Here is a 24,539-nt window from a genome sequence, read left to right as displayed (position 1 = left end):
TTTGGCTGAGCAGGTTGCATGCATTTTCGTTATGCTTAAGCTGCTTAGTTTTTCGGAGTCTTAGATGCAGGCAACCCACCCGCAAGCTGGCCGGGCACTGCTGCTGGCCACACTGGCTTTTGCCGGCTGCTTTTCAGTCTGGACGCTTTATGCGGTAATGGGGCTGGATATTCAACAGCAATTAGCCTTATCGGCAACTGAATACGGTATTCTGCTGGCAGCCCCTATTTTTAGCGGGGCACTGTTGCGCATTCCACTTGGCATTCTGGCCGATCGCTATCCGGCGCGTAACCTCTGGTTGCTACTGATGCTTAGCTGTATACCAGCATTAACCATATTACCCTGGGTTGAAAGCTACACGGGCTATTTGTTGCTCGGTCTTTGGTTCGGTTTGAGTGGCGTCTCTTTTACTTTCGGTATTCGCTATGTCACCGATTGGTTTGCTTCTCGCCAGCAGGGTTTAGCGATGGGCTTATTTGGTGTCGGTAATGCCGGTGTTGCCATTACCTTTGTGCTGGTACCGGTTATTGTCAACTTCTGGGGCTGGCAGTGGGTAGGGCCAGTGTATGCCTTAGGGCTGGCATTGATGCTGGTGCTGTTCTGGTTGCTCTCGCCAGCTGCCCCAACCTCTGCCGGCCCGCACGCCCCACAGCTGACGCTGGGGCAATTGTTACGCGATGCCAGGGTCTGGCGCTTCTCGCTGTATTATTACTTTGTGTTCGGTGGCTTTCTTGCCTTACTGCTGTGGCTGCCGCAATACTATATGCAGGCCTATCAGATGAACGCACAACAGGCGATGGCCTTTACGCTGTTTTTTGTCGCCACCTCTAGTATGGTCCGCGCCCTGGGTGGCTGGTTTGCCGATCGTTATGGCGGCCGCGCCGTTAACTGGAGCGTATTTTGGGTTTGCCTGGTCTGTCTGTTTTTCCTCAGTTATCCACCCACCACGCTGGTGATTCATGGCCTGGAAAAAGACGTGACGCTGGAAATTGCCGTCAACGTCTGGTGGTTTACCCTGCTGATTTTTATTATCGGTGTGGCACAGGGCTTTGGCCGCGCCAGTGTCTATAAAGTGATTCATGACTACTATCCGCAACATATGGGCGCTGTTGGTGGCTTTGTTGCCGCTATCGGTGGCCTCGGCGGCTGCACTCTGCCGGTGTTATTTGGTCTGGCACAAGATGCACTGGGCATCGTGACCGGCTGCTTTATGATTCTGTATTGGGTGTTGGCACTGTGCATGATCACGATGTTTTTTGCCAATCAGGCGGCGCAATATCAGCAGCGCCTGACTGACGCCCGCAGTAATAATTTTTTATTGGATGAAGACGAATGATGCAGATAACCGATCTGGCAACGGAGCAAAAAATGCTGCCGCTGCTACGCCAGGCCTTTCGGCCAATGTTCTTATTTGGTGCAGCTTTTAGCGCCATCGCCATGCTACTGTGGGGTTTAATTCTGGCTGGTCAGTTAAAAATTCAGCCGGTGGGCCAGGTATTATTCTGGCATAGCCACGAGATGCTGTTTGGTTTTGCCTGCGCCATTGTCATTGGTTTTTTACTGACTGCAGTACAAAACTGGACGTCAATGCGCGCGCCCCACGGCAAAAGCTTGTTGTTGCTAACCTTGCTCTGGCTCAGCGGCCGGCTGTTGCTGCTGTTTGGCCAGAGTTTGCCACTGTGGCTGGTGGCGGCGGTGGATCTCAGTTTTCTGCCATTGGCGGCCTGGCTACTGGCCAAGCCTTTACTAGCAGTAAAACAGTATCGGAATTTGTTTTTTGTCCCGGTCTTGTTGCTACTCACTGCCTGCAACCTGATCATGTATCTTGGGCTTTACCTTGGTCGGTATGACTTACAACAACTGGGCAGCTTAAATGCCATCTGGCTGATCACCCTGCTAATGGCGATTGTCGGTGGCCGGGTGATCCCGATGTTTACCGCTAATGGCACCAAAACCCCAAAAGTGGAGGCGCTGCTCTGGCTTGACCGCGCTGCTTTGGGCAGCCTTTGGCTGATCTTTGTCTTGCATTTTTTCAGTCTGGCGCCGCTGTTACCCGCTAGCCTGTTAAGCGCCCTCTTTGCCCTGAGTGCGCTGCTGACCGCTATCCGCTGCGCGCGCTGGAAAATCTGGCTGACCTTCAGAGTATCACTGCTGTGGTCGTTACATCTGGCTTATTGGTTTATCCCGCTGGGCCTGGCGTTATTTGCGTTACGTTATGCCGGCTTTGCCATCAGCCAGAGTATCGCACTGCATGCGTTAACGGCTGGCGCCATGGGATCAATGATTCTGTCGATGATGGCCAGGGTCTCGCTTGGCCACAGCGGCCGGCTGTTACAACCAAAGCAGATTATGGCTTGGGCTTTTCTGCTGGTGGCGCTGGCCGGTATCAGCCGTACCTTACTGATTTGGTTACTGCCAGCGCATACGTTTAGTCTGCTCTGGCTGGGGATTGCTTGCTGGGTGTTGGCCTATGCCTGTTATGTGCTGGTGTACTTACCGGTATTAACCACGCCCAGAGCAGATGGCCGGCCGGGCTAGCCGGCCTTACCCATGAAGGGGTAAAGCTGGTGCCGCTTTGATTTATATCAAGCTGCCGACGCAGTGGACTTCTAAACTTCAGCTATCGCAAGTTTTAGGAAGCCACATTATGAGTCATAGTTACGAAACAAAGCCGCTGGTTTATGCCTGTTCTGGTTGCTCCAATGTGGCGCAACTGGCGAACGATCTAGCCGTGGTGATGGATCGGGAAGGCCTGGCGGAGATGTCCTGTATTGCCGGCGTAGGTGGCAAGGTTAAACAACTGGTTAAGGTCGCGCAATCTGGCCGGCCGATTCTGGCAGTCGATGGCTGCCCGCTAAACTGTGTGAAACAAACCCTGGCCACGGTCGACGTGGTGCCGACCTGGCACCTGGAGCTTACGGCTTTAGGTTATAAAAAGCGCGATCATGAAAACTGTGATCTGGGCGATGCTTACCAGTTGCTGCAAAAAGTGCATAGCGACGTGCTGCCGCAACTGACAAAACAGCAAGGGATCAGGCATTAACGCCGCCGGCATACCGGACAATCAGGATCCACGGTTAACTGAAACTGCTGCCACTGACCGCTTAAGGCATCAAACAACTTTAACTGGTGATACTCGGGTTCACCAACCGCAGCCAGAATCTTTACCGCCGCCAGGGCCTGCATTACTCCCAACACACCGACTACCGGCGACAGGATCCCGGCCTCCATACAACTAAGTTGCTGTTCACCAAAAAAGCGGCTTAAACACTGATAACATGGATCGCCAGGCTGATGCCGTAAACTCAAGAGCTGACCTTCAAAGCGGATAGCTGCGGCTGAAACCAGCGGCACACCGGCGTGAACACAGGCGGCATTGATGGCGTTGCGGGTGCTAAGGTTATCAGTACAGTCCAGCACCAGGCTATAGTCGGGAATCAGTTGTCGTAGTGCGGTTTCATCCAGCCGCTGCGCCAAAGCGGTCAGCTTAATGTCACTGTTTAATTGTTGCAGCTGCTGCATGGCAGTACTGACTTTTGGCTGGCCAATATCCTGCTCGCGATACAGTATTTGCCGCTGCAGATTACTGCGATCAATGTTATCGTCATCCACCAGGGTAAGCTCGCCAACGCCACTGGCCACCAGGTAAGGCGCCGCCGCGCAACCCAGCCCCCCCATGCCAACCAATAGTACTTTGCTGGCTAATAACGCTTCCTGACCACGAAAGTCCAGCGCTGGCAGCATTAACTGCCGGCTGTACCTCAGTGCCTGCTGCGGGTTGAGTATCTCAGTCATCTGCTGTCTCCTGTGGCTGTGGCCGCCGCCATAGCCAAACGGCTACCAGCAACAGGCAACCGGTTATGATGATTTTTATTACCATAGGTACTGTCGACAACCACAGTAGCAGCATACTGGCCAGCATCATGCCAGACGCCAGCCATTTCGCTCGCCGCGACACGGCGCCCTGCTGCCGCCATTGCCGGATCGACGGGCCAAACTGATGATGCGCCAGCAACCACTCTTCAAACTGCGGCCAGCCCTTACCGGCAGCCCAGGCTGACAACAACACAAAAGGCACCGTGGGCAAACCCGGTAACGGAATACCCACGAGGCCCAAAGCCAAACTGCACAGGGCTAATAACCGGTAGCCAGTAGTTTTTAGCATGGTTATTTTAATCCCAACCGTTGCGCCAGTTTATGCAAATTACTGGCATCCAATTGCAGTGCCCGCGCTGCCTTCGACCAACATTGTTGATGTTGCTGCAGAGCCTGCAGAATCAATTGCTGCTGTAACTGATTTACTGCCTCTTTCAATCCCTGAGCCGGCAAGATTGTCGGTGCCGGCGACAACGGCGCCCTTAGCGTTTGCGGCAAGTCCAGTAACTCTGGCTGCAGGATCACGATATCACTGCGCTGTGCGCCCTGGCTGAGTGCCTTAATTGCCGCCCGGCTGATCACATGCTCCAGCTCGCGGATATTGCCGGGCCAGTTATAACCCAGCAGCGCCAGCTCAGCGGCCGGCGCCAGGCGCAAACTGCGTAAACCCAGCCGGCTGCGGTTTTGCTCTAAAAAATGCCCGGCCAGTAACGGCAAATCTTCGCTGCGTTCACGAAGCGGCGGAATGGGGATCGGATACACCGATAAGCGGTGATAGAGATCAGCGCGAAATTCGCCCTGCTTGACCTGTTGCTGCAAATCACGATTGGTCGCTGCCACCAGCCGCACATTAACCCGCTGTAGCTTATCCGAGCCCAGGCGTTGAATTTCGCCGTTTTGCAGCACGCGCAGTAATTTCGCCTGCACTGATAACGGCAATTCGCCCACTTCATCCAGAAATAAGGTGCCGCCATCGGCGGCATCGAAACGGCCAGCGCGCTCACTCAAAGCGCCGGAAAAGGCACCTTTGCTGTGCCCGAATAATTCACTTTCGGCCAGACTTTCCGGCAGGGCGGCACAGTTCACATAGATCATCGGTTTGTCCGCACGCCCGGAGCGACGGTGTAACTGACGGGCAAACAGCTCTTTACCAACCCCGGTTTCACCAAGCAGCAACACCGGTAACTCTGAGCTGGCCACCACATCCAACTCCTGCAAAATGCGTTGCAGTGCCGGACTCTGGCCAATAATTTCATACTGTTGCGCGCCAGCAGTACTGGTACCTGCTGCCGGTAGCTCGCCCTGACGTAAGGCACGATTGGCCTGCTCCAACTCGGTAATGCGAATGGCGGCCTCTACCAGCAAACTGAGTTGCTGTAACTGTAAAATGGCCAGCGCATCAAAACTGGCCGGCGACAGGGCGTCCAGCGTTAAGGCGCCCCAGCAGCGTCCTTCAACGTATAACGATACGCCCATACAATCATGCACCGGCAGCGCTTCACCCGGGGTTTCCGCCAATAATCCATCATAAGGATCAGGCAGCTCGCTGCCAGGTGGAAAGCGCACCGGCTGGCGGCTGGCTAAAATAGCCGCCAGCCGCGGATGTTGTGCCACCACAAAGCGCCGCCCCAAGGTTTCACGCAATAGTCCCTGCACCGCGACCGGCTTTAACTGTGCTTGCTGCAGCTGCAATAACGCAACAGCACCACAGGCAAAATGATTGCGCAAGGTGTTGACCAGCCGCTGTAAACGCACAGCTGCTGGCAGCTCTGTCACTAAGTCGGCAAATAAGACCGCATCCAACATGGTTGTTTTTACCCTTATGGTGAAACTCACCCGAATCAATTAGGGTTCAATTTACCATTCGCCGCAAAAAACTTATATAAATCAAAGGTGGTAGTTCTGGCATCCCGCTTGCTCTACAAGGATAACCGCCTGCTACAGGCAAACCTTTGATTAGACAGGAGTACGCTATGTTACTGGAACAACCTTTAGGCCAACTGGCCACCCGTATCGCCGGTGCGACGGCCGTCTTCCACCAATTTAAGCTGGATTTTTGCTGCGGTGGTCAGCAAAGCCTCGGTGAGGCCATCGCCAAGCGCGGTTTAAATCAACAACAGGTGTTGGCGGCACTGGAAAAACTACAACGCCAGCCACAGGCCGCTGTTGACTGGCATAGTGAGCCTACGCCAAAACTGGCCGAATATGTACTGACCCGTTTTCATCAACGCCACCGTGAACAACTGCCAGAGTTGATCCGCCTGGCGCGACGGGTTGAAACCGTGCACAGTGACAGCCCACATTGCCCGCATGGTCTGGCCAATCATCTGGCTGATATGCAGCAAGAGCTGGAAAGCCATATGCTAAAAGAGGAGCAGATCCTGTTCCCAATGCTGGTGCGCGGCGTCTATCCGTTCGGCCCAATCAGCGTGATGCTGGAAGAGCATCAGGAGCATGGCGAAGCGCTGGAGAAGCTGGATAAATTGAGCTTTGAACAGCAGTTACCACCCGGCGCCTGTAATACCTGGACCGCACTGTATCTGGGGCTGCGCGAACTGAAAGAAGATTTAATGCAGCATATTTTGCTGGAAAATGAAATTTTGTTTGTCGAACCCAAACGGCCAGGCCACGGCGATCAAAGCTGCTGTGGCAGCTGCCAGTAAGATGGAGCGCAGCGCTGCCTGCGGTTAGTCGGGCAGCTCTGCCAAATGCTGGTGCAGGATACGCCGCAACTCCAAAATGGCGGAGGACGTTTCCTGTACACTATGACCAGAGCGAATCACCATCTCCGACTGGGCACCGGCTAGCGACGCACTTAAATAAGGTACAACACCGTCAGATTGCTGCTCAACCGGTAACGCCGGTTGCTCGACCCCGATAATAGAGTGGTATCGCACTGCCGGGTTAATCGGCAAACCGGCAGTCGCCTTAATAAAGGGATCCTGATCGCTGAGGTTTTCAATACTGGTAAAGCGCACCGGCCGGCTATTGTCCGAAGTGTCAGGATCGATCAGTAACTCGGTGACCTGCGCCAAACGTTCCAGCACCGTAACCGGCAAGGTGATTAAGCCGGCCAGCCAGCGCGCCAACCGGTAATCGGCAACGGCAGTACCACGATGCGGCGCGGCAATAAACACCGCCCGACTGACACCCGGTAAAGCCGTTAACGTGAGATCCTCGCGAAAACGTTGGAAAAACTGCTGCCGTCGCTGTGCATCCAGCCGGCGCTGCTCACTAATCGTTTGCAGCAGACTATCGCCGGAATCGGATACCAGAAAGCGCGTTAATAAACCACCCATGCTATGGCCTATCAGCACGATATCGCGCGACGCCGCTGCACTGCCTGTCGGATCAAAATGCTGTAAGGTACTGAGAATACGCTGGCGGATGCTCTGTACATTAATAATCAGCGGTAAGTTCGTTGGATAATACAGTTGCCACAGCTGATATTGCTCCCGCAGGGTTTCATCGCCTAACACCTCGTTTGCCGTATTCACCCAGGCTTCCGGGCTACTGGCAATGCCATGCAACATAATGATAATTTTACGATTTGGATCATAGGGCTGCAGCATAAAGACCTGCGGCTCGGCCAGCGCATCGCTGGCGCCCATCAAATTCCAGAAGGCCTGCCGCGAAAAGTCTGAGCGCGCCAGCCACAAGCCGTAACCGGCAGTAAAGTTCGCAGCCAGCGGGATCGGATTACCGGCAATCCGCACCTCACGCTGTTGTAATGGGTCGACTAAATGTAGTGTGGCCTGATCACTGGCCAATACCTCATCAAGAGTTGTTCCATCGAAACTTAGCAGTGCCGTCACTACCGGTACCGGCAATTCGCTAAAGCCGCGTTCATTGCGGGCAACACTGGCATCCTGCCCCACCGCAACCAGTTCAGCGCCTAAGCCATCACGACGGTATTGATTGCGCAGGCCCTTAAATGACAGGCTACTGGCGGCCAGCAATTGCTCTGGCAGCGCTTGTTGTCGAAACCGTTGATGCTGCAATAAACTGCGTACCTGCCAATTCTGGGTTTGCAAACGCACGTCCGGATCCTGTAACCAGCGGCGCTGTGACTGCGCGAACAACAACGTCGCCGCTTGTTGTACCGCAAAATTGTAGTAATCCCGCACCTGGGTCTGGCGATCAGTAAACAGCCGGTTGTATGGCGCGACACCAGAGTAAAACAAATAGGCATAGGCGTAGCGGGCACTCATCAGATAGGCATCGATTTCCGCCAGTAAGTCTTTGTGCCGGGGTTTTGCATACCAGAGCGCCTGATATAGCCACAGCTCCGCCATGGTCGACAGCCGCTGCTCGCTGGTCAGCCCCATTGCCGTGGTTAACATTTCCGCACATTGCGCCGCCTGACGCCGGCAACTGCTCTCGTCCTGACCAAGAATCTGTAGCACAGTACCGGTATATAAGCTCAGCTCACCGGTGGTTAGGACATCACCACGGCGCTGCTTTACATAATCGCGGCTATCAACATTCGATACTGACACCATGGCGCAGCTGGTCAGCAAATTTAAACCCAATAATAACAATAAGATCTGCCAGTAATTAAACTGCCTGGGGCTAATGCGTAACGCTGCGCCTGTGTAATGCAACAAAATCCCCACCCGGCAACGGCCGGCTAAAATAGAAACCCTGATAATGATAACAGCCCAGTGCGGCTAACGCATCACGCTGCGCGGCGGTTTCTACGCCCTCAGCAATAACGCCCAGCCCCAGAGCCTCGGATAACGCTATCACGGTACTGGCAATGGCGGCATCGTTCGGGTCATTTAAAATATCATCGACAAAGCTGCGGTCGATTTTCAGCTGCTCCAAGGGTAACCGCTTTAAATAACTTAGCGACGAATAGCCGGTACCAAAGTCATCCAGCGCGAAGCCAATACCATAGTTTTTCAGCAGATTCATCTTCGCTACCACTTCATCCACCCTTGATACCAGGATGCTTTCGGTTAGCTCAAACTGCAGCCGGTTGCGGGCCACACCGTAGCGCTCTAATGTCTGAATCACCTGCGGTAAAAAGTTTTCCTGGTGAAATTGCCGCGCACTGATATTAACCGATAATTTAAGCTGCAAGGCCTGGTTGTTTTCAGTCCAGATCGCCAGCTGCCGGCATGCTTGTTCGATCACCCAGCTACCAATTTCAAAGATCAGACCGCTCTCTTCGGCGATGGGAATAAATACCGCTGGGCTGACCGTACCTAATTCCGGATGAAACCAGCGTAGCAGTACCTCGGCCCCTAATAATTTACCCTGACCATCATGCAACCCCTGAAAGTACAACTGTAATTGTTGCCGTTTGATCGCTTCGCGCAGCTCGCTTTCCAGCCGGGTGCGCTCAGAGGCTTTGACCTGCATCGCCACATCAAAGAACTTAATCATATTTTTGCCAGCAGCTTTCGCCTGATACATCGCTAAATCAGCCTGCTGCAATAATTCGTCTATCGAGTTGTTATCATCTGAAAACAACGTAATGCCGATACTGGGGCTACTGACATAACTGAGCTGCTCCAACTTAAAAGGGGTATTCAGCGCCGTGCGCACTTTCTCGGCAACCAACTCGGCCTGCTGTAACGCGACCTGCTGCACCGGCGAGAGATTGTGTAGCAGAATAATAAACTCATCGCCGCCTAAACGCGCCACCAGATCATGCTGCCGTACGCTCTGCTGTAGACGGCTGGCGACCTGGCGTAACAACTGATCACCGGTGCCATGCCCCAGCGAATCGTTCAGATGTTTAAAGTTATCCAAATCAATATATAACAAGGCCCCCAGCTCCTGGCCCGGCTGGCGTTGTTTTAGGGTTTCCGCCAAACGTTGTTTTAACAGGCGGCGGTTCGGCAGCTGGGTTAAAGGGTCATAAAACGCCAGTTTCTCGATCAGCACTTCAGCCCGTTTACGCTCTGACAGATCGCGTACCATGCCAATAAATTTATAGCTATCAACCCGCTGAATGCGGCTGATCCTCAGCTCCATATTGAACAAGCGCCCATCTTTACGCTGCCCTTTCGTCTCGCGACTTTGGCCAATAATCTTCGCCTCGCCGGTGCGTTGATAAGCATCGATATAATGGTCATGAGCGCTACGATAAGGCTCTGGCATCAGCATGGAGACATTTTTGCCAATCACCTCCTGTGGCTGATAGCCAAAAATCCGTACCGCTGCATTATTAAAGGTTTCAATTAGCCCGGCTGCATTAATGGTAATGATGGCATCGATAATGTTATCGACAATTTCGCGGTGCTGGCTGGCGTATTCAGCCAGTGCCAGCTCATTCTGGCGGATACTGCTGATATCGTTGATATAGCCATGCCAGAGGATCCCGCCCTCGGCATCGCGCCGTGGCGTAGCATTGCCTTCAAACCAACGATAGTCACCTGCCGGGTGCTGATAGCGGAACTGTAAACTCCAGGGGCTAAGGTACTGTGCCGAGTGCTGAATAGTCTCGCGCAGATCATCAACATCGTCCGGGTGCACCCGGGCCAGCGCAGCTGCACTATCTTGCCCGAGCTGTGGTAAGGCGATACCCAGCGCTTTACCGGCACTTTCCGATACCAGTTGCAGCTGAAAACTGCCCTCGGGTTTACGGTAGAGCTGAAAAAAGAACCCCGGCACATTTTCAGAGAACAAATTCAGTAACTGCTGTAGCTGTTGTTGCCCGGATACCAGCATGACGTCTCCTTATGCCTGGCTGCGCTGTTTGGCCCAAAATTGCCGGGTTAAGGCATCAAAGCCCTGAGTCACACCATGCATCTCATCACTGGCTGACGCCGTATGCTCAGCATTGCTCAGGCTACGGCTCGCCAGATCGCGGATGCTGGTAATATTTTGATTAATCATCTCGGCGACATAACTTTGCTGCTCTACCGCCGCAGCGATCTGCTGGTTTTGTGCTGTAATGCTGTGGATTGCCGCCAGAATGTGCTCCAGTTGCTGCGCAGTACTGGCACTGAGTTCAGCACAGCGCAACGCCCCTTGCTGACTTTGCGCCAGCGCGGCCACCGCATCGCCGGTACTTTGCTGCAAACGGGCAATTTTTTGCTGAATATCGGTAGTGGCACTTTGCGTGCGGCTGGCTAATTGCCGGACTTCGTCGGCTACTACGGCAAAACCGCGACCGGCATCACCGGCACGGGCGGCTTCAATAGCCGCATTCAGCGCCAGCAGATTGGTCTGCTCGGCAATACTGCAAATCAGCTCCAGAATTTGATGAATATCCTGACTACTGTGCTCTACCGCCTGCAGCAGTTTTTGGCTTTGGCTAAGTTGCTGCTGTAAATTGGTCGCTGCAGTCTGGCTTTGCGTGGTAACGGTTTTACTGCTTTGTGCCTGACTCAGTGCATTATCTGCCGCATCAGAAGAGTGGCGGGCACTGCCAGCCACCTCCTGCACACTTACCGATAACTGATGGATCGCACTGGCCACCTGTTCGGTTTCAGCAAACTGGGCCTGAATTTCCTGTCGTGAGCCATTAACGGAATGCGTGAGCTGGCCAATACCCGCTGCAAGTGCCTTGGCCGAATCGGCGACCCGCCCAACTACGCCGGCAGTTTCGGCTTCCAGACTGCGCAGCACTAATTGCAACTGGCCGATATCATCATTGCGACCGGTATAAACATAACGTGCGACAGCATCATCCGTCAGGTTACGGCTTTGCTGGCATAATTGTTTAAAAGGCTGTAGCCATTGCCAGCACAACAGAGCCGACAAGCCTAAGCCCAGCAGAGGAAACAGGGTCGGTGCATAGCTAGCCGGATACCAAAAACCTAACAAGATCGCGGCCAATACCGGCACCACCAGCAACAACAGTAACTGTGTACCTAATGACAGCGCCGGTTTTAATTGTTTTAAACTGCGCCCATTATTCAACGCCTGATACACCTGCTCAGCACGCAGCACCTGCTCGGGTTTGGCTTTACGGCGTACCGACTGATACTCGGTAATCTGGCCGTCATGGCTTATCGGCGTAACATAGGCATCGACCCAATAGTGATCGCCATTTTTGCAGCGGTTTTTCACCACGCCCATCCAGGGCTGACCGCTTTTAAGTCGCTGCCAGAACTGCCGGAACACCTCCGGCGGCATTGATGGATGCCGCACAATATGGTGGTTTTGCCCCAGTAGCTCGGCGCGCTCAAAGCCGCTGATTTCAACAAAAGCGGGATTTACGTATTTGATTTTACCCTGTAAATCGGTAGTCGACAGGATATTGGCATCGGCGGGTACGGGTTGCTCCCGGTTGGTTACGGGTAGATTCTGTTTCATGCGGCTCCCTGCTAGCGTTCTTATTATTGGCACATAACCACAATTATGTTGTGGTTATATAATGTCCAGTGAATGCCGTCAATACCCATTTGGGTAATGGTCAACCACAAACGGTTTTTAATTCTATTAATAAACCAGAGTGTTAAGATATAACGGCTAAATTATGTTTCACCTTTCTTTGATCCAGATAAAGAAAAAGACTGTCCTGCGACAGCTAAGAGGTCATAGTGCCATTGATCATTTTATTGCCGGTACTGTTGTTACTGGTTGCCCAAGGTCTGACGCCGGAGCTGGCACTCTTTCAGTTACTCCCCTTTCCGCAAACCAGTTATCTGGCGCTGAGCAGTGTCTTGTTACTGGCACTGTTATTACGCCAAACAGAGTGGCTTTACTGGCTTGGTATCCTGGCGACCCATTACTGGCTTGCCAGCTCAACCAACTTAACCGCAGCGGAGTTTGCTAATAGCCTGCCGCTGCTTAGCGCCAGCCTGTTACTTCTTTTGGCGTTAATACCTAAACCCTCACCTTTTAAACTCAACGGGCTGTTGCTTCTTATCAGCCCGCCATTACTGCTGTTACTCAGTCAGCAGCTGCCATTGGCAACCTGGCTGGCCTCAGCGCAGCTACCTGCCATAGTATTTCAGCCCGTGTTGGCGGCAAGCCCGATTAATTGGTTGAGTGCCTGGTGGTTCAGTATTCTGGCTGGGATCTGGCTTATTGCCATTAACTTAAAACCACCGAAGGCGGCCAATTGGGGGGAGTTTGGTCTGTTCCTGGCCCTGCTACTTAGCACGGTTATTCCGCCCGGTACTGCTGTCGCCAACTGGACGCTGGTTGCGGCCTGCCTGTCGGTGTTTTTGGCCTTAGCCTTCCAGATGTTACATCTGGCATATATCGATGAGCTGACACAATTGCCGCAGCGCCGCGCGCTGATGGCGCACCTGAACCGGCTGGGACGAAACAGCGCGATTTGTATGCTGGATGTCGACCATTTTAAGAAATTTAACGACACTTACGGCCATGATGTTGGCGATCAAGTATTAAAGTTACTGGGCTCTATTCTTAGCAAGGTCAAAGGCTTAACGGCCTACCGCTATGGCGGTGAAGAATTTACGCTGGTATTTGGCCATAATAAAAAAGCGCTGCTGGAAGAAAAACTGGAAGAAGTACGGCTGGCAGTTGCCGAGTACCCGCTGGTGATCCGTAACGATAACCGACCCAAAGACAGCAGCAGCGGGAAAAAAGCCCGCGGCAGCAGCGGTGCAGAAAAAACCGTCAACGTTACCATCAGCCTGGGTTGCTGTGTTAAACAAAAAGGCGAAACGCCAATGCAGCTGTTAAAACGTGCCGACGAAGCTTTATATGCCGCCAAGAAGGCCGGCCGCAATACCTTTGTATTAAAGATTTAGTCTTAAAAAAAAGCCCCGCTTGGCGGGGCTCTGTTATCAGTTTAAGTTTACTTCTTCAGATCAAAGCGATCTAAGGTCATCACCTTGTTCCAGGCGGCCACGAAGTCGCGGACAAACTTCTCTTTACCATCGTTCGCCGCATACACCTCGGCTACGGCACGCAGCTCAGCATGTGAACCGAACACCAGATCAACCGGCGTAGCCGTGTACTTACGTTCGCCACTCTTGCGGTCAAAACCGTCGTATAGGCCTTCCTGCTCAGCTTTCGCCCAGCGGGTAGACATATCCAGCAGGTTAACGAAGAAATCGTTACTCAGCTGGCCTGGCTTATCGGTGAACACCCCGTGCTTGCTACCGCCACTGTTGACATCCAGCACCCGTAAACCACCCACCAGCACGGTCATTTCTGGTACTGTCAGGGTCAGCATATTGGCACGATCAACTAGCGCTTCGGCAGGTGAATACATGGCATCGCTGCTATAGTAGTTACGGAAACCATCTGCTTTTGGCTCCAGCACGGCGAAAGACTCAGCATCAGTTTGTGCCTGAGTTGCATCGGTACGGCCCGGAGTGAAAGGCACGGTAATGTTGAAGCCGGCGTCTTTCGCCGCTTTCTCAATCGCAGCGGCACCACCTAACACAATAACGTCAGCCAGGGAGACCTTCTTGCCACCGCGTAAGGTTTTGTTAAAGTCAGTTTGCACTTTTTCCAGCACCGCTAACACTTGTGCCAGCTCTTGCGGATCATTAGCTGCCCAGTCTTTTTGCGGCTCTAAACGTAAACGGGCACCGTTAGCACCACCGCGCATATCCGTACCACGGAAGCTGGCAGCTGATGCCCAGGCGGTTTTCACCAGTTGCTGCACCGTTAAACCAGATGACAGCAACTTGCCTTTTAAGGCGTTAATATCACGGCTTTCGATCAGCTTGTAATCAACAGCGGGGATCGGATCTTGCCAAATCAGCGCTTCTTTTGGCACTTCAGCCCCCAGATAACGGCTGATCGGCCCCATATCGCGGTGAGTTAGTTTAAACCAGGCTTTAGCGAAGGCCAGTTCGAACTGTTTAGGATCTTCTTTAAAGCGCAGCGAGATTTCGCGGTAAATCGGATCTTCTTTCAGAGCAATGTCAGTAGTAAACATAATGGGGGCACTGCGCTTGCCCGGAATATGTGCATCCGGAACCAGATTGGCAGCCTGACCATTAGCCGGGATCCACTGAATATGGCCACCCGGACTCTTGGTTTGTACCCAGTCAAAGGCAAACAGGTTATCCAGATACTGTGTAGTCCAGGCAGTTGGGTTAGCAGACCAGGCGCCCTCTAAGCCGCTGGTTACGGTATCTTCAGCATTGCCTTTGCCACACTTATTGGTCCAGCCCATGCCTTGTTCTTCCAGACCGGCAGCGGCCGGCTCTTTGCCGGTACAATCCTGCGGTTTATGCGCACCGTGTGCCTTACCAAAGGTGTGACCGCCGGCAATCAGGGCCACGGTCTCTTCATCAGTCATTGCCATCCGGCCAAAGGTATCACGAATTTCTTTCGCTGACGCCAGCGGATCCGGTACGCCATTCGGACCTTCCGGATTAACATAAATTAAGCCCATCTGGGTTGCACCCAGCGGTCTGGCTAATTCGCCTTTTTCGTTATAGCGTTTGTTGTCCAGCCACTCTTTCTCTGAACCCCAGTTTACAATTTCCGCTTCCCAATCGTCGGTACGGCCACCGGCAAAACCAAAGGTTTTAAAGCCCATAGATTCCAGCGCCACGTTACCGGTTAACACCATTAAGTCAGCCCAAGAAATCTTGCTACCGTATTTTTGCTTAATTGGCCACAGCAGGCGACGGGCTTTGTCGAGGTTGGCGTTATCCGGCCAGCTGTTTAACGGCTCGAAACGTTGCTGACCACCGTTGGCACCGCCACGACCGTCGAAAATCCGGTATACGCCAGCGCTATGCCACGCCATCCGGATCATAAAGGGACCGTAGTGTCCCCAATCTGCCGGCCACCAATCCTGCGAAGTTTTTAGCAGAGTTTCAATATCTGCTTTAACTGCTGCCAGATCGAGAGTTTTAAACTGTTCGGCATAGTTATAGCCGGGGCCGTAAGGGTTATTCTCAATACTGTGTTGGCGCAGTGGGGCTAAGTTTAATTGCTCTGGCCACCAGAACTGGTTGTCAGTCATATTGCCTTTCGCCATGACAGCACCTGAACTCATTGCCAGGGTTACCGCGAGGGTGAGAGCCGATAAAATAGGACCTTTTTTACTTTGCATTTTTGTCACCTCTGGATTACACAGCGCCAAAACCGGCGCAAGTTCAACACCTGATAAGTATTAAAACTGGTCAACACCCAGCCGGCAGCCTATACCAGCGCCGCCTTGGGTCTCAGTGTGTAAAGCCTAGTTGAAGTGAAAAAAAGGACAAAATAATTAAAAACGATTGAATCAATCTAAAAAAATGATACTTAAGCAAATGATGAACAATAATGCTGGCTCCAGCCCATTTCTGTTTCAGCGCCTGGCCAAAAAGCAGTATCTTTTTAGCTATCAGCCTGCAATACCACAAACTCCCTGGCACCAAGCTCTTTGGCCAGCGCGCGGATTTCACTGGCCTGTTTTACCGGGGCATAGGCAAAGCAGCTTACCTGTAATCCCGCTTCGGCGGCAGTATGGATAAACTGACACACTTCGACAAAGCCGTATTGCTGTGGCTGTACTGCCTGTTGATAGGCCGGTGGATTGGCGGCCGGTAAATAGATTTCCAGCCGCTCGACCTCCAGCGCCACTAACTGCTGGCATAGCTGCTCTGCCTCTGCAGCCGGCACCAGGCCATAGGTCACCAGCGTAACCGGCACACCATGGCGCTGTGCTTTAAAAGCCGGTAATACTTGTGATAGCAGCTCTAGGGCCAACAAAGGATCGCCACTGCCGGCAAAAGCAATACCTTGTAGTTCAAACTCGGTTGAGGCCTGCTGCTCATAGCCATCCTGATAAGCCTGCGCTATCGCTGCCAGCAGGGCAGCGGCATCAGGCTTGGGATTGAGCGTCACCTCAAGCTCACCCTGCCCGGCTAACTGCAGTAAAGACTGCGCCGCCGGCAAGGCAGTGCCACTTTGTAAAGTCAGACGTTGTTGCTGGAAGTAACTCAATATACTCATTATTTATGTTCCGGCATTAAGCCATATCGGATTAGCGGGTAAGTAGCTTGTTCAGTTCTGCTGCCAGCAGCGGCGCCATACTAATGGCATTGCTGGCATGGGCGATACAATCGGTACTCCAGACTTCGCCAACACCGGCGGCTTTAATCACCTCCAACGCATCGCCGGCAAAGAGCGCATGGGTAACGGCCACATCGACTGAGGCAGCACCAGCAGCTAATAACTTGCTACAGGCGCCCGCCAGGGTACGGCCGGAGCTGGCGACATCGTCCATTAGCACCACATTGCGACCCTGCACCCTGATATCGGGTAAGGCAATATCAACCTGCTTATCACCATGCCGCACCTTGTTACAGACCGCATAATCACAGTGAATGTGTTCAGCCGCCAGCGCCACCCATTGCAGGGCTTCGGCGTCGGGGCCAATTAACAGCGGCCGGCTATGTTTGCTGGCAATCAGCTCGGCTAATCGCGGCGCACCGCTGAGTGCTATCGCCGCACCTTGTGGAATGGCTTCGCTTAATTCGCTGATGCGGTGCAGATGCGGATCGACAGTAATAACGCCATCAAACAGCTCGGCTAAAAACTGGCCGATAATTTTCTGGCTGACAATTTCCCCCGGATTAAACGCAATATCCTGCCGCATATAGGCCAGATAAGGTGCCACCAGCCAGATTTTCTGCACCCCCTGTAACCGGGCATGGCGGGCGATCAGCAGCAGCTCCACCAGTTTATCGTTAGGCTTATCCAGGCTACGGTACAGCACCAGCTCGCGGGGTACGGCTTCAGCAAACGGCAGGGTAAGTTTTAACTCGGCATCGGGAAAATGATGCAACTGATAACTGATTAACGGTAAACCGGCTGCGTCGGCTAAACGGTTCGCCGCCTGCACCTCATCCGGTGCGCATAACACAAATACCGACATACTTTAATACTCCAACTGCAGTGGCAGCAGCAACTCAGGGGCGCCAATCCGGTAACCCAGGCTGCGCTGACAAGCCTGACGGGCAAAGGCTAACTCGGTGGGGTAAGCCGCATACACCCGGTATAGCGCTTGTCCCTGTTCCACCTGATCACCTAGTTTTACCAGTAAATCGACCCCTGAACCTTTGGCACGTGGCGCACCGGCCGAGCGGGCGATGCGGGCCAGCTGCACATTATCTATTTCTACTACCGTACCGCTGTGCGGTGCGGCGACATCAAAACTTAACGGCGACAGCGGCGGCTTATCCGGGTCAAAGTCTTTCATACCCTGCGCCGCCATAATGGCCTGCATTTTTTGCCAGGCCCGACCGGAATCCAGAATATCGCGGGCGATAGCAAAGCCGTCACCGCCACGCACGTCCGGGTCAAACTCCAGCATTCTGCCGGCTAACCGCAGCGACTTTTGCCGTAAATCATTCGGCGCCAGCGGATGATTCTTAAGCACCCTAATCACGTCGCGGGCTTCCAGCGCCGGGCCGATACCATTGCCAATCGGCTGCCGGCCATCGGTGATCACCACCTCGATCGCCAGCCCCATCCGTTTGGCAACAAACTCAAACAGTTTGCGCAGCTTTTGTGCCTCGGGCATGCTGCGCACCTTAGCCGAAGGGCCAATCGGAATATCCAGTAATAAATGGCTGGAGCCGGCAGCGACTTTTTTCGACAAAATCGACGCCACCATCTGCCCCGGCGAGTCGATAGACAACGGCCGTTCAACCGAAATTAACACATCATCCGCCGGGGATAAATCACTGCTGCCACCCCAGGCTAAACAGCCGCGATGCCGGTGTACAATGTCAGTCAGCTGGTCAAACGGCAGCTCCACCCGCGCCAACAGCTCCATGGTATCAGCGGTACCGGCCGGCGACGTAATAGCCCGCGACGAGGTTTTCGGGCATAGCATGCCATGCGCGGCCACGATCGGCACCACCAGCATCGAGGTACGGTTCCCCGGAATGCCGCCAATACAGTGTTTATCGACTACCGGGTGTTCCTGCCAATCGAGCCGGCGCCCCACTTTACTCATGGCATCGCTTAAAAAGAATACCTCTTCGCGGTCTAACTCGCCCTGATTACAGGCCACCACAAAGGCCGTAAGTTCAATTTTCGAGTAACGGTGGGCGGCAATATCCTGCACTATGCTGGCAAAGTCATCACGGCTTAGCCGTTCACCGGCAATTTTACGGTGCAGCGCCGGGATAGAATGCGGCGGCTCGGCCGGTGATACCGTAACGGCTTCACCATCCAGCGCACCGAGGTTAACAAAGGCCTCTTCCGACAGGCCGAGCTGCTGACAGCCGACAATGCTGGCATCGTCTACCACATTTAAGCTGGCCAGAATTCGCTTACCGCGCGCCTGCACCTCAATTTTTGCCAGCGCCTGAAAACCCTCGGCGCGGTAAATGGCACAGTCGCGGTGTAAATAGGCCACGTTTTCGCGGTAGGTATCAATACCTACCCGCTTCAGGCTCAGGGTAGTGGTTTTCGTGGTACTGGCAGGCTGGGCTTCGGTTGCTGCTTTGGATGCGGTCATAAAAACTCACCAAAAACGATATCGAGTTTAATCTACTCCTGCTGCTATGGCAGTGCCAGTATTTTTGTCGCGCTAAGCTTGTGCCAGATCAGGATATGGCGGCTTACCATTCAGCGACTTGTAACCGTTGTTTAATACCGACCATTTGTAGTTGCATCGCATGCAGCACTTCGGCGAAATCCCGACAACCCGGGCTGATATTTGGCAGTGACAGCCCTGCCTCGATAAAAAAACGTTGTTGTTCCGCGTCGGTTTGCCAGGCTTGACGCCACCAATCCTGAATATGATTGGCACAATGCTGCATCCGGCTTTGGCTCGGTAGCCGATCACGCTTTTTGCGATTTTCGGCCTGACTGGCCGGCAGCAAATTCCACAGATCATTATTTGGCCAATAGCTAAAGGGTACACAGTGGTCAATATCAAAACTGTAGAGTGGCGCCCCACTCCAGACACTGCATACCTGAGCTCCGCTGCTACGCAGTCCTGCAACTTTCTGCCGCACCAGTCGGGTATCATGCTGCTGATCCAGCCAGCGCAGCTGGTTATGGTAGCTTTCAAGAGAGATTTGCCGTTCTGCATTACGTTGATACTTTTGCATCTCGGCAATCCATTGCTGAACCAGTAGCGGCTCAATCCAGCAGCCGTACTGGCGGAAGCAATTCCAGAGATCCTCGCTTAAAACAAAGCAACCGAAACTTGCCAGAAAATCGCGATCAATTAATATATGGCTGCGTTTTGCTACTTTGTGGCGCTCCATCCGGAATAGCGGATTACTCTTCTCGCCCTGCCAGATATAGGTAACAGGCCCCGCCTTTATGGTGCTGAGCGTATCCGCGAACAGTTGTTGCAACGCCTGAGCTTCCTGACCGGTATAAAAGTTACCGATAGCGAAATCATCAGCAGTGAGATTGGCAAGCTTGCCCCAGCCATCCGGCTTTACGAAACCTAAGCCTTTCGCCGGATCAGCGTTCTGTTGCATATCGCTATCGACCAGACGCTTAAACAAGCGGATCCAATATAAGGCAACTAAACCCAGTGCAATGCCTACCTGCCCATCTTGCCGATCAATAACGGCGCCCGGATGCGCCTCGGCGATCCGCACCAAGGTACGTAATAGCGCCAGCTTGTAAGTCGAAGATTTGTTGTCGTTAACTACGATATGCCGCACTTTACTCAGGCTGCCACTACCGTCATCCGGTAGCATCAGTACCAGCGTCTGCCATGCAATATCAACCCGACCGCCAGCATCGGCAGTTCGCGCGGAGAGATGTTTAAGCACTAAACCAAATTTGCTGGCCAGCTCGTTGATTTCATCTACCGAAACCGGATAGGCAACCCGATGATCGCTAAAGTCGCCATAGCGCAAGCTGAGAACAAAGTGGCCGCCGGGGGCCAATAAGTTGGCTATTTTTCGGAAGGTGCGCTGCCGCTCTGACGGACTGATATGCATCCAGACTGCGCTCAGCAAAATCGTATTAAAACGCAGATTAAGCTGATAGGTCGCTTTCAGCTCCGGCAAGCTATCAGAGAGCCATTGCACTTTGGGAGCCAGCGCGGCACTGGTTTTTAACTGCCCCAGCCGGCGCAGATCCTCTGCAGGCTCGACGGCGATAACCTGATTGCCTTGCGCGGCCAGCCAGAATGCATCCCGGCCGCTGCCGGCACCGATATCGAGCACCAATTGTTCTTTCGGCCAGTAAGTTTGCCAACTCTGATGCACCTGTTCAAAACTTAGCGCATCATACTGGGCGGCAAAAAGCTCAGCTTGCTGATGATAAATATCGATAGTTTTGCTCATTGAGGATAGCTAAGCCGTTGTTGTCGCTGCTACTTTAGGTCTTTGTAGCAGCTACGCCCAGTCAGCGCAATCTTAACAGGTAAATTTACCGGCTCACATTAAGAATGCCGCATCTGCTTTGCTGCAAATACACTGGCCAGCACCACTACGGCGATGGCAAGGCCGAAGTACAGGGTTTCCAGCGTAGCGCCGACTTCTACCGCTTGCTCCAGAAACAGAATCACCATAATTACGCTGGCGACCTGCATCAGGGTAATTTTTAGATCATGGAAGTTTCTGATATCCATGGCTTTGAGTAAGCCTTTGTCGAGATTTTCCACATCGCCCAGAAACAGCCGGTACAGGCCGGTGGCAATAATCTGAAAGGTCAATGCGATTAATAAGGTATCCAGTACTTTCAGCAATTTTACTGCCAGCCTTTTGCCTAAATCGGCGGTATCGGGCAGTTGGCTTAGAGTTTCCCAAATAATGTTATACACAATCACCGCACTGCTCAGATACAGTAAGCAAGCGGCGGCCGCACAAACCACTATCGTCAGTAGCACCAGAATACGGCTGCTTTGTAAGATTCTTTCCATCGGTTTTACCTTTAACATAGGCTTGCTCCGCTTACTGACGTTAGTGGCAACTTGGAGTAATGGTGCTGTAACAAGTTCCTTGTGATAACGCTCACTACTGTGATGCCATGGCCGTTTTTAATTGACCACTGGTCGCAATCCACAGTGCGGCCTCTTGTGCAGCTGCCCTGCTGCGCCTAAGGTAAGCAAAAAACACTATAACTCTGCGGGAACCTATGCGCTTATTTTATACCAGCTTGCTCACTGCCAGTTTGGCAGCCTTACCTTGTGTTGCCTCAGCTGCTGACATAAGCACCGCCCAGCCGGTGCCGTATTTTCCACAAAGTGATTACCGGCCGGATATCAGCCCGGTGCCGGAATTACTGGGCCATCAGTTTGGCGAGCGCATTTCAGAGCCGGCGGCAATATACCGCTTTTTCGAGCAACTGGCCAGCCGTTATCCGCAGCAGGTTAAGCTGGTGCACTATGGCAAAAGCTGGCAGGGCCGGCCACTGTTTTATGCGGTAATTGGCAGTAGCAGCAATATCAGCCAGCTGGCCGAAATTGAAGCCGGGATGCGTAAACTCGCACAGCCCTCAAGCCTGAGTGAGCCAGAAGCCAGACAGCTGATCGCCAGCCTGCCGGCCAGTGTCTGGATTGCCGGTAGCCTGCATGGCAACGAAATTAGCCCGGCCGATGCGGCAATGGCGCTGGCTTATCATTTACTGGCTGACCAAAGCGCCCTGACCCAGCAAATATTAAGCAATACCCTGGTCTATATAGACCCGCTGCAAAACCCGGATGGCCATCACCGTTTTGTTAGCCGTTACTATGCCACTGTCGGCTTGGAGCATTCGCCGGATCGGTTGTCGGCCGAGCACAACGAGCCCTGGCCAAATGGCCGTACCAACCACTACCTGTTTGATATGAACCGCGACTGGATTTCGTTAACCCAGCCGGAAACCGCCAGCCGCGTTAAAGCACTGCAGCAAATGTATCCGCTGCTGTTTGTCGACTCGCATGAAATGGGCGGCGATATGGGGTATTACTTTAGCCCCGAGGCCGAGCCCTACAACCCGCATATTCAGGCCAGCCAGCGCCAGGTGCTGAATAAGGTGGGCCAGAATAATGCCAAATGGTTTGACGAGCTGGGCTATCACTACTTTACCCGTGAGATTTTCGATGCCTTTTACCCCGGCTATGGCGCCAGCTGGCCGCTGTATTATGGCAGCGTATCGATGACTTATGAGATGGCCTCAGCACGCGGCCATCATTACCGGATGCAGGATGGCCAGATCCTGACGTTTGCCGATGGTATTCAGCGTAATTTTGTCGCTTTTAAAGCTACGCTGGAAACGGCCAGCCAGCAGGCCAGTACCTTACTGCAAAACTTTTATCAGTACCGCAAAACTGCGGCGGCACAGGGCGAAAAAGATGGCCTGCGTAGCTTTATTTTTGCTGCCGAGCGCGATCTGGCCGGCCATCAGAAACTGATGGGCGTGCTAACCCAGCATGGCATTAAAGTAGAGCAGGCGCAGCAGGCGTTTCGTGCCTGTGGCAAAGACTATCAGGCGGGCAGCTACCTTATTCGCACCAATCAGCCGAGCTACCATTTAATGCGCACCCTACTCGATGATACGGTGCCGATGGATAAGGCCTTTTTAGATAAACAGGAGCAGCGCCGCGCCAATAACCTGCCGGATCAGATTTACGATGTTACCGCCTGGTCGTTGCCATTGATGTATAACCTGGAAATGCAGCGCTGTAATCAGGCGCCGCGGGTTAATACCACTGTGGTGGGCCCGGATACCCTGATCGCCGGTAGCGTTAGTAACCCGGATGCACGCTACGGCTTTGTGGTGCCCTGGGGCGATATGGCGGCAGCACGGTTTTTAAGCGCAGCGCTGCAACAGGGGTTAACGCTACGCAGCAGTGATCTGCCCTTTACGCATCAGAATGGTCAGCGTTACCCGGCCGGCACCCTGGTATTAAGCCGTGCCGATAATCCGGCTGACTTAACCACCAAGGTACAACAACTGGCGCAGCAAAGTGGCGCCTTAGTGCAAGGACTGGATAACAGCTGGGTAACGGAGGGACCGAACTTTGGCTCCTTTAATGTGCCGGCTGTGCCAAAGGTCAATATCGCGATGCTGTGGGATGAGCCGACGAATCCGCTGAGTGCCGGCAGTGCCCGCTTTGTGCTGGAGCGTGGTATCGGTTATCCGGTCACGGCAATTCGCCCGGCACAGCTACGCAGTGCCGATCTGAGCCGTTATCAGGTGCTGATTTTACCGGCGACGGGTGCTGGCAGTTATCAGCAGGCACTGGGGAGTGTCGGCAGCGAGAATTTACGCCAGTTTGTGCAACGTGGCGGTGTACTAATTACGCTGGGCAATGCCACCAGCTATTTGCTGGAAGGCGATAAGCCACTACTGAGCAGCAAGCGCGAGTATCAGGTCAGCGAGCAGGAAAAGCCAGCCAGCGAAGCACGAGTGCCAGGCCGGGTGTTGGCGGAATACCGCGAGTTCGAGCAGATGTTAAAGCCGTATCAGGCCGATCCGGACTGGGTGCCGGGCTTTATTGCCAATGCTGTGGTTGATCAAAACCATTGGCTAACCGCCGGTATCGCCGAACAGGTACGCAGCCTCTATGTTGGCAACCATATTTACCAGCCGCTGCGGATTAACGATGGCCGCAATGTGGTTAATTTCGCCGCCCCTAAAGATCTCCTGGCCGGAGGCTTTGTGTGGGAAGAGAACCGCCAGCAAATCGCCCATAAACCGCTGGTGATGGTGCAGTCGCACGGCCGTGGCCAGGTGATTGCCTTTACCCAGGAGCCAAACTTCCGCGCTTACGTCGATGGTATGCACCTGCTGTATATCAACGCCGTATTCCGCGGCGCCGCACACGCCGGCGCCCTGCGCTAACCCAGTTATCCACAGCACTCCGG

At 53.4% G+C, this 24,539-nt stretch carries 18 protein-coding genes; 6 read left to right on the top strand and 12 right to left on the bottom strand.

Annotated elements, in window-relative coordinates:
- Positions 1-64 precede the first annotated feature (64 nt).
- The 3 genes from AAY72_RS08220 (at position 65) to AAY72_RS08210 (ending at position 3,043) form a co-directional block, all read left to right on the top strand.
- Positions 65-1,336: a nitrate/nitrite transporter gene (locus tag AAY72_RS08220; protein WP_057786712.1), complete on the top strand. Its 1,272-nt coding sequence runs from the start codon at positions 65-67 to the stop codon at positions 1,334-1,336.
- Positions 1,333-2,538, top strand: coding sequence for an NnrS family protein (locus AAY72_RS08215; protein ID WP_197408390.1), 1,206 nt, complete (start codon positions 1,333-1,335; stop codon positions 2,536-2,538). The genes AAY72_RS08220 and AAY72_RS08215 overlap by 4 nt, the downstream gene beginning before the upstream one ends.
- A gap of 109 nt (positions 2,539-2,647) precedes the next feature.
- A complete protein-coding gene (locus tag AAY72_RS08210) occupies positions 2,648-3,043 on the top strand; it encodes a putative zinc-binding protein (protein WP_008985331.1) in 396 nt (131 codons plus the stop codon).
- Here the strand turns inward: AAY72_RS08210 and moeB are convergent.
- The 3 genes from moeB to norR are packed head-to-tail and all read right to left on the bottom strand — an operon-like array spanning position 3,040 to position 5,682.
- Positions 3,040-3,795 carry a molybdopterin-synthase adenylyltransferase MoeB gene (gene moeB / locus AAY72_RS08205; protein ID WP_057786710.1) on the bottom strand — a complete coding sequence of 252 codons (756 nt, stop codon included), beginning with the start codon at positions 3,793-3,795 and terminating at the stop codon, positions 3,040-3,042. The genes AAY72_RS08210 and moeB overlap by 4 nt on opposite strands.
- Positions 3,788-4,165: a YbaN family protein gene (locus AAY72_RS08200; RefSeq protein WP_057786708.1), complete on the bottom strand. Its 378-nt coding sequence runs from the start codon at positions 4,163-4,165 to the stop codon at positions 3,788-3,790. Before AAY72_RS08200 ends, moeB begins: the two co-directional genes overlap by 8 nt.
- A 2-nt stretch (positions 4,166-4,167) precedes the next feature.
- Complete coding sequence (gene norR / locus AAY72_RS08195; RefSeq protein WP_057786707.1) at positions 4,168-5,682, bottom strand: nitric oxide reductase transcriptional regulator NorR; 1,515 nt, start codon at positions 5,680-5,682, stop codon at positions 4,168-4,170.
- 167 nt (positions 5,683-5,849) lie between these two features.
- Between norR and ytfE the strand changes: the two genes are divergently transcribed.
- Positions 5,850-6,539 (top strand): iron-sulfur cluster repair protein YtfE, encoded by a 690-nt coding sequence (ytfE, locus tag AAY72_RS08190; protein WP_008985327.1) that lies wholly within the window; start codon positions 5,850-5,852, stop codon positions 6,537-6,539.
- A 24-nt stretch (positions 6,540-6,563) separates the two neighbouring features.
- On the opposite strand, the gene AAY72_RS08185 is transcribed toward ytfE, so the two are convergent.
- From AAY72_RS08185 to AAY72_RS08175, 3 genes are read right to left on the bottom strand one after another with little or no spacing between them, the layout of a single operon-like run.
- A complete protein-coding gene (locus tag AAY72_RS08185; RefSeq protein WP_231728929.1) occupies positions 6,564-8,483 on the bottom strand; it encodes a triacylglycerol lipase in 1,920 nt (639 codons plus the stop codon).
- Positions 8,449-10,557 carry a bifunctional diguanylate cyclase/phosphodiesterase gene (locus tag AAY72_RS08180; RefSeq protein WP_057786705.1) on the bottom strand — a complete coding sequence of 703 codons (2,109 nt, stop codon included), beginning with the start codon at positions 10,555-10,557 and terminating at the stop codon, positions 8,449-8,451. Before AAY72_RS08180 ends, AAY72_RS08185 begins: the two co-directional genes overlap by 35 nt.
- Before the next feature lie 9 nt (positions 10,558-10,566).
- Positions 10,567-12,150 (bottom strand): PAS domain-containing methyl-accepting chemotaxis protein, encoded by a 1,584-nt coding sequence (locus AAY72_RS08175; protein WP_057786702.1) that lies wholly within the window; start codon positions 12,148-12,150, stop codon positions 10,567-10,569.
- A gap of 227 nt (positions 12,151-12,377) precedes the next feature.
- Here AAY72_RS08175 and AAY72_RS08170 point away from each other — a divergent pair, with 227 nt between their 5' ends.
- A complete protein-coding gene (locus AAY72_RS08170) occupies positions 12,378-13,559 on the top strand; it encodes a GGDEF domain-containing protein (protein ID WP_057786701.1) in 1,182 nt (393 codons plus the stop codon).
- A 47-nt stretch (positions 13,560-13,606) separates the two neighbouring features.
- Here the strand turns inward: AAY72_RS08170 and katG are convergent, their stop codons facing one another.
- The 6 genes from katG to AAY72_RS08140 all read right to left on the bottom strand — a co-directional run bounded on the left by katG (position 13,607) and on the right by AAY72_RS08140 (position 21,610).
- A complete protein-coding gene (gene katG, locus AAY72_RS08165; protein ID WP_369815346.1) occupies positions 13,607-15,775 on the bottom strand; it encodes a catalase/peroxidase HPI in 2,169 nt (722 codons plus the stop codon).
- Positions 15,776-16,098: 323 nt separating this feature from the next.
- On the bottom strand, positions 16,099-16,716 hold the full coding sequence (locus AAY72_RS08160) for a hypothetical protein (protein WP_057786697.1): 618 nt from the start codon (positions 16,714-16,716) through the stop codon (positions 16,099-16,101).
- Positions 16,717-16,747: 31 nt separating this feature from the next.
- Positions 16,748-17,641, bottom strand: a complete 894-nt coding sequence (locus AAY72_RS08155) for a ribose-phosphate diphosphokinase (protein WP_057786695.1) — start codon at positions 17,639-17,641, stop codon at positions 16,748-16,750.
- A 3-nt stretch (positions 17,642-17,644) separates the two neighbouring features.
- On the bottom strand, positions 17,645-19,234 hold the full coding sequence (locus AAY72_RS08150; protein ID WP_057786692.1) for a thymidine phosphorylase family protein: 1,590 nt from the start codon (positions 19,232-19,234) through the stop codon (positions 17,645-17,647).
- 103 nt (positions 19,235-19,337) lie between these two features.
- Entirely contained in the window at positions 19,338-21,032 is a 1,695-nt protein-coding gene (locus tag AAY72_RS08145) for a methyltransferase domain-containing protein (protein WP_057786689.1), read from the bottom strand.
- A 98-nt stretch (positions 21,033-21,130) separates the two neighbouring features.
- On the bottom strand, positions 21,131-21,610 hold the full coding sequence (locus AAY72_RS08140) for a YqhA family protein (protein ID WP_231728928.1): 480 nt from the start codon (positions 21,608-21,610) through the stop codon (positions 21,131-21,133).
- Positions 21,611-21,825: 215 nt separating this feature from the next.
- Between AAY72_RS08140 and AAY72_RS08135 the strand changes: the two genes are divergently transcribed.
- Positions 21,826-24,516: a M14 family metallopeptidase gene (locus tag AAY72_RS08135; protein ID WP_057786687.1), complete on the top strand. Its 2,691-nt coding sequence runs from the start codon at positions 21,826-21,828 to the stop codon at positions 24,514-24,516.
- Positions 24,517-24,539 lie beyond the last annotated feature (23 nt).

Origin of the sequence: Alishewanella sp. WH16-1, assembly GCF_001441695.1 — a bacterium.
GTDB lineage: Bacteria > Pseudomonadota > Gammaproteobacteria > Enterobacterales > Alteromonadaceae > Alishewanella > Alishewanella agri.
This window is presented reverse-complemented; position numbering and strand designations above follow the sequence as displayed.

What these genes read in the sequence shown, in the direction of transcription:
- AAY72_RS08220 (WP_057786712.1), top strand. Translation starts at nt 65, where the DNA reads ATGCAGGCAACCCACCCGCAAGCTGGCCGGGCACTGCTGCTGGCCACA.
- AAY72_RS08215 (WP_197408390.1), top strand. Translation starts at nt 1,333, where the DNA reads ATGATGCAGATAACCGATCTGGCAACGGAGCAAAAAATGCTGCCGCTG.
- AAY72_RS08210 (WP_008985331.1), top strand. Translation starts at nt 2,648, where the DNA reads ATGAGTCATAGTTACGAAACAAAGCCGCTGGTTTATGCCTGTTCTGGT.
- moeB (WP_057786710.1), bottom strand. Translation starts at nt 3,795, where the DNA reads ATGACTGAGATACTCAACCCGCAGCAGGCACTGAGGTACAGCCGGCAG.
- AAY72_RS08200 (WP_057786708.1), bottom strand. Translation starts at nt 4,165, where the DNA reads ATGCTAAAAACTACTGGCTACCGGTTATTAGCCCTGTGCAGTTTGGCT.
- norR (WP_057786707.1), bottom strand. Translation starts at nt 5,682, where the DNA reads ATGTTGGATGCGGTCTTATTTGCCGACTTAGTGACAGAGCTGCCAGCA.
- ytfE (WP_008985327.1), top strand. Translation starts at nt 5,850, where the DNA reads ATGTTACTGGAACAACCTTTAGGCCAACTGGCCACCCGTATCGCCGGT.
- AAY72_RS08180 (WP_057786705.1), bottom strand. Translation starts at nt 10,557, where the DNA reads ATGCTGGTATCCGGGCAACAACAGCTACAGCAGTTACTGAATTTGTTC.
- AAY72_RS08175 (WP_057786702.1), bottom strand. Translation starts at nt 12,150, where the DNA reads ATGAAACAGAATCTACCCGTAACCAACCGGGAGCAACCCGTACCCGCC.
- katG (WP_369815346.1), bottom strand. Translation starts at nt 15,775, where the DNA reads ATGAGTTCAGGTGCTGTCATGGCGAAAGGCAATATGACTGACAACCAG.
- AAY72_RS08160 (WP_057786697.1), bottom strand. Translation starts at nt 16,716, where the DNA reads ATGAGTATATTGAGTTACTTCCAGCAACAACGTCTGACTTTACAAAGT.
- AAY72_RS08155 (WP_057786695.1), bottom strand. Translation starts at nt 17,641, where the DNA reads ATGTCGGTATTTGTGTTATGCGCACCGGATGAGGTGCAGGCGGCGAAC.
- AAY72_RS08150 (WP_057786692.1), bottom strand. Translation starts at nt 19,234, where the DNA reads ATGACCGCATCCAAAGCAGCAACCGAAGCCCAGCCTGCCAGTACCACG.
- AAY72_RS08145 (WP_057786689.1), bottom strand. Translation starts at nt 21,032, where the DNA reads ATGAGCAAAACTATCGATATTTATCATCAGCAAGCTGAGCTTTTTGCC.
- AAY72_RS08140 (WP_231728928.1), bottom strand. Translation starts at nt 21,610, where the DNA reads ATGGAAAGAATCTTACAAAGCAGCCGTATTCTGGTGCTACTGACGATA.
- AAY72_RS08135 (WP_057786687.1), top strand. Translation starts at nt 21,826, where the DNA reads ATGCGCTTATTTTATACCAGCTTGCTCACTGCCAGTTTGGCAGCCTTA.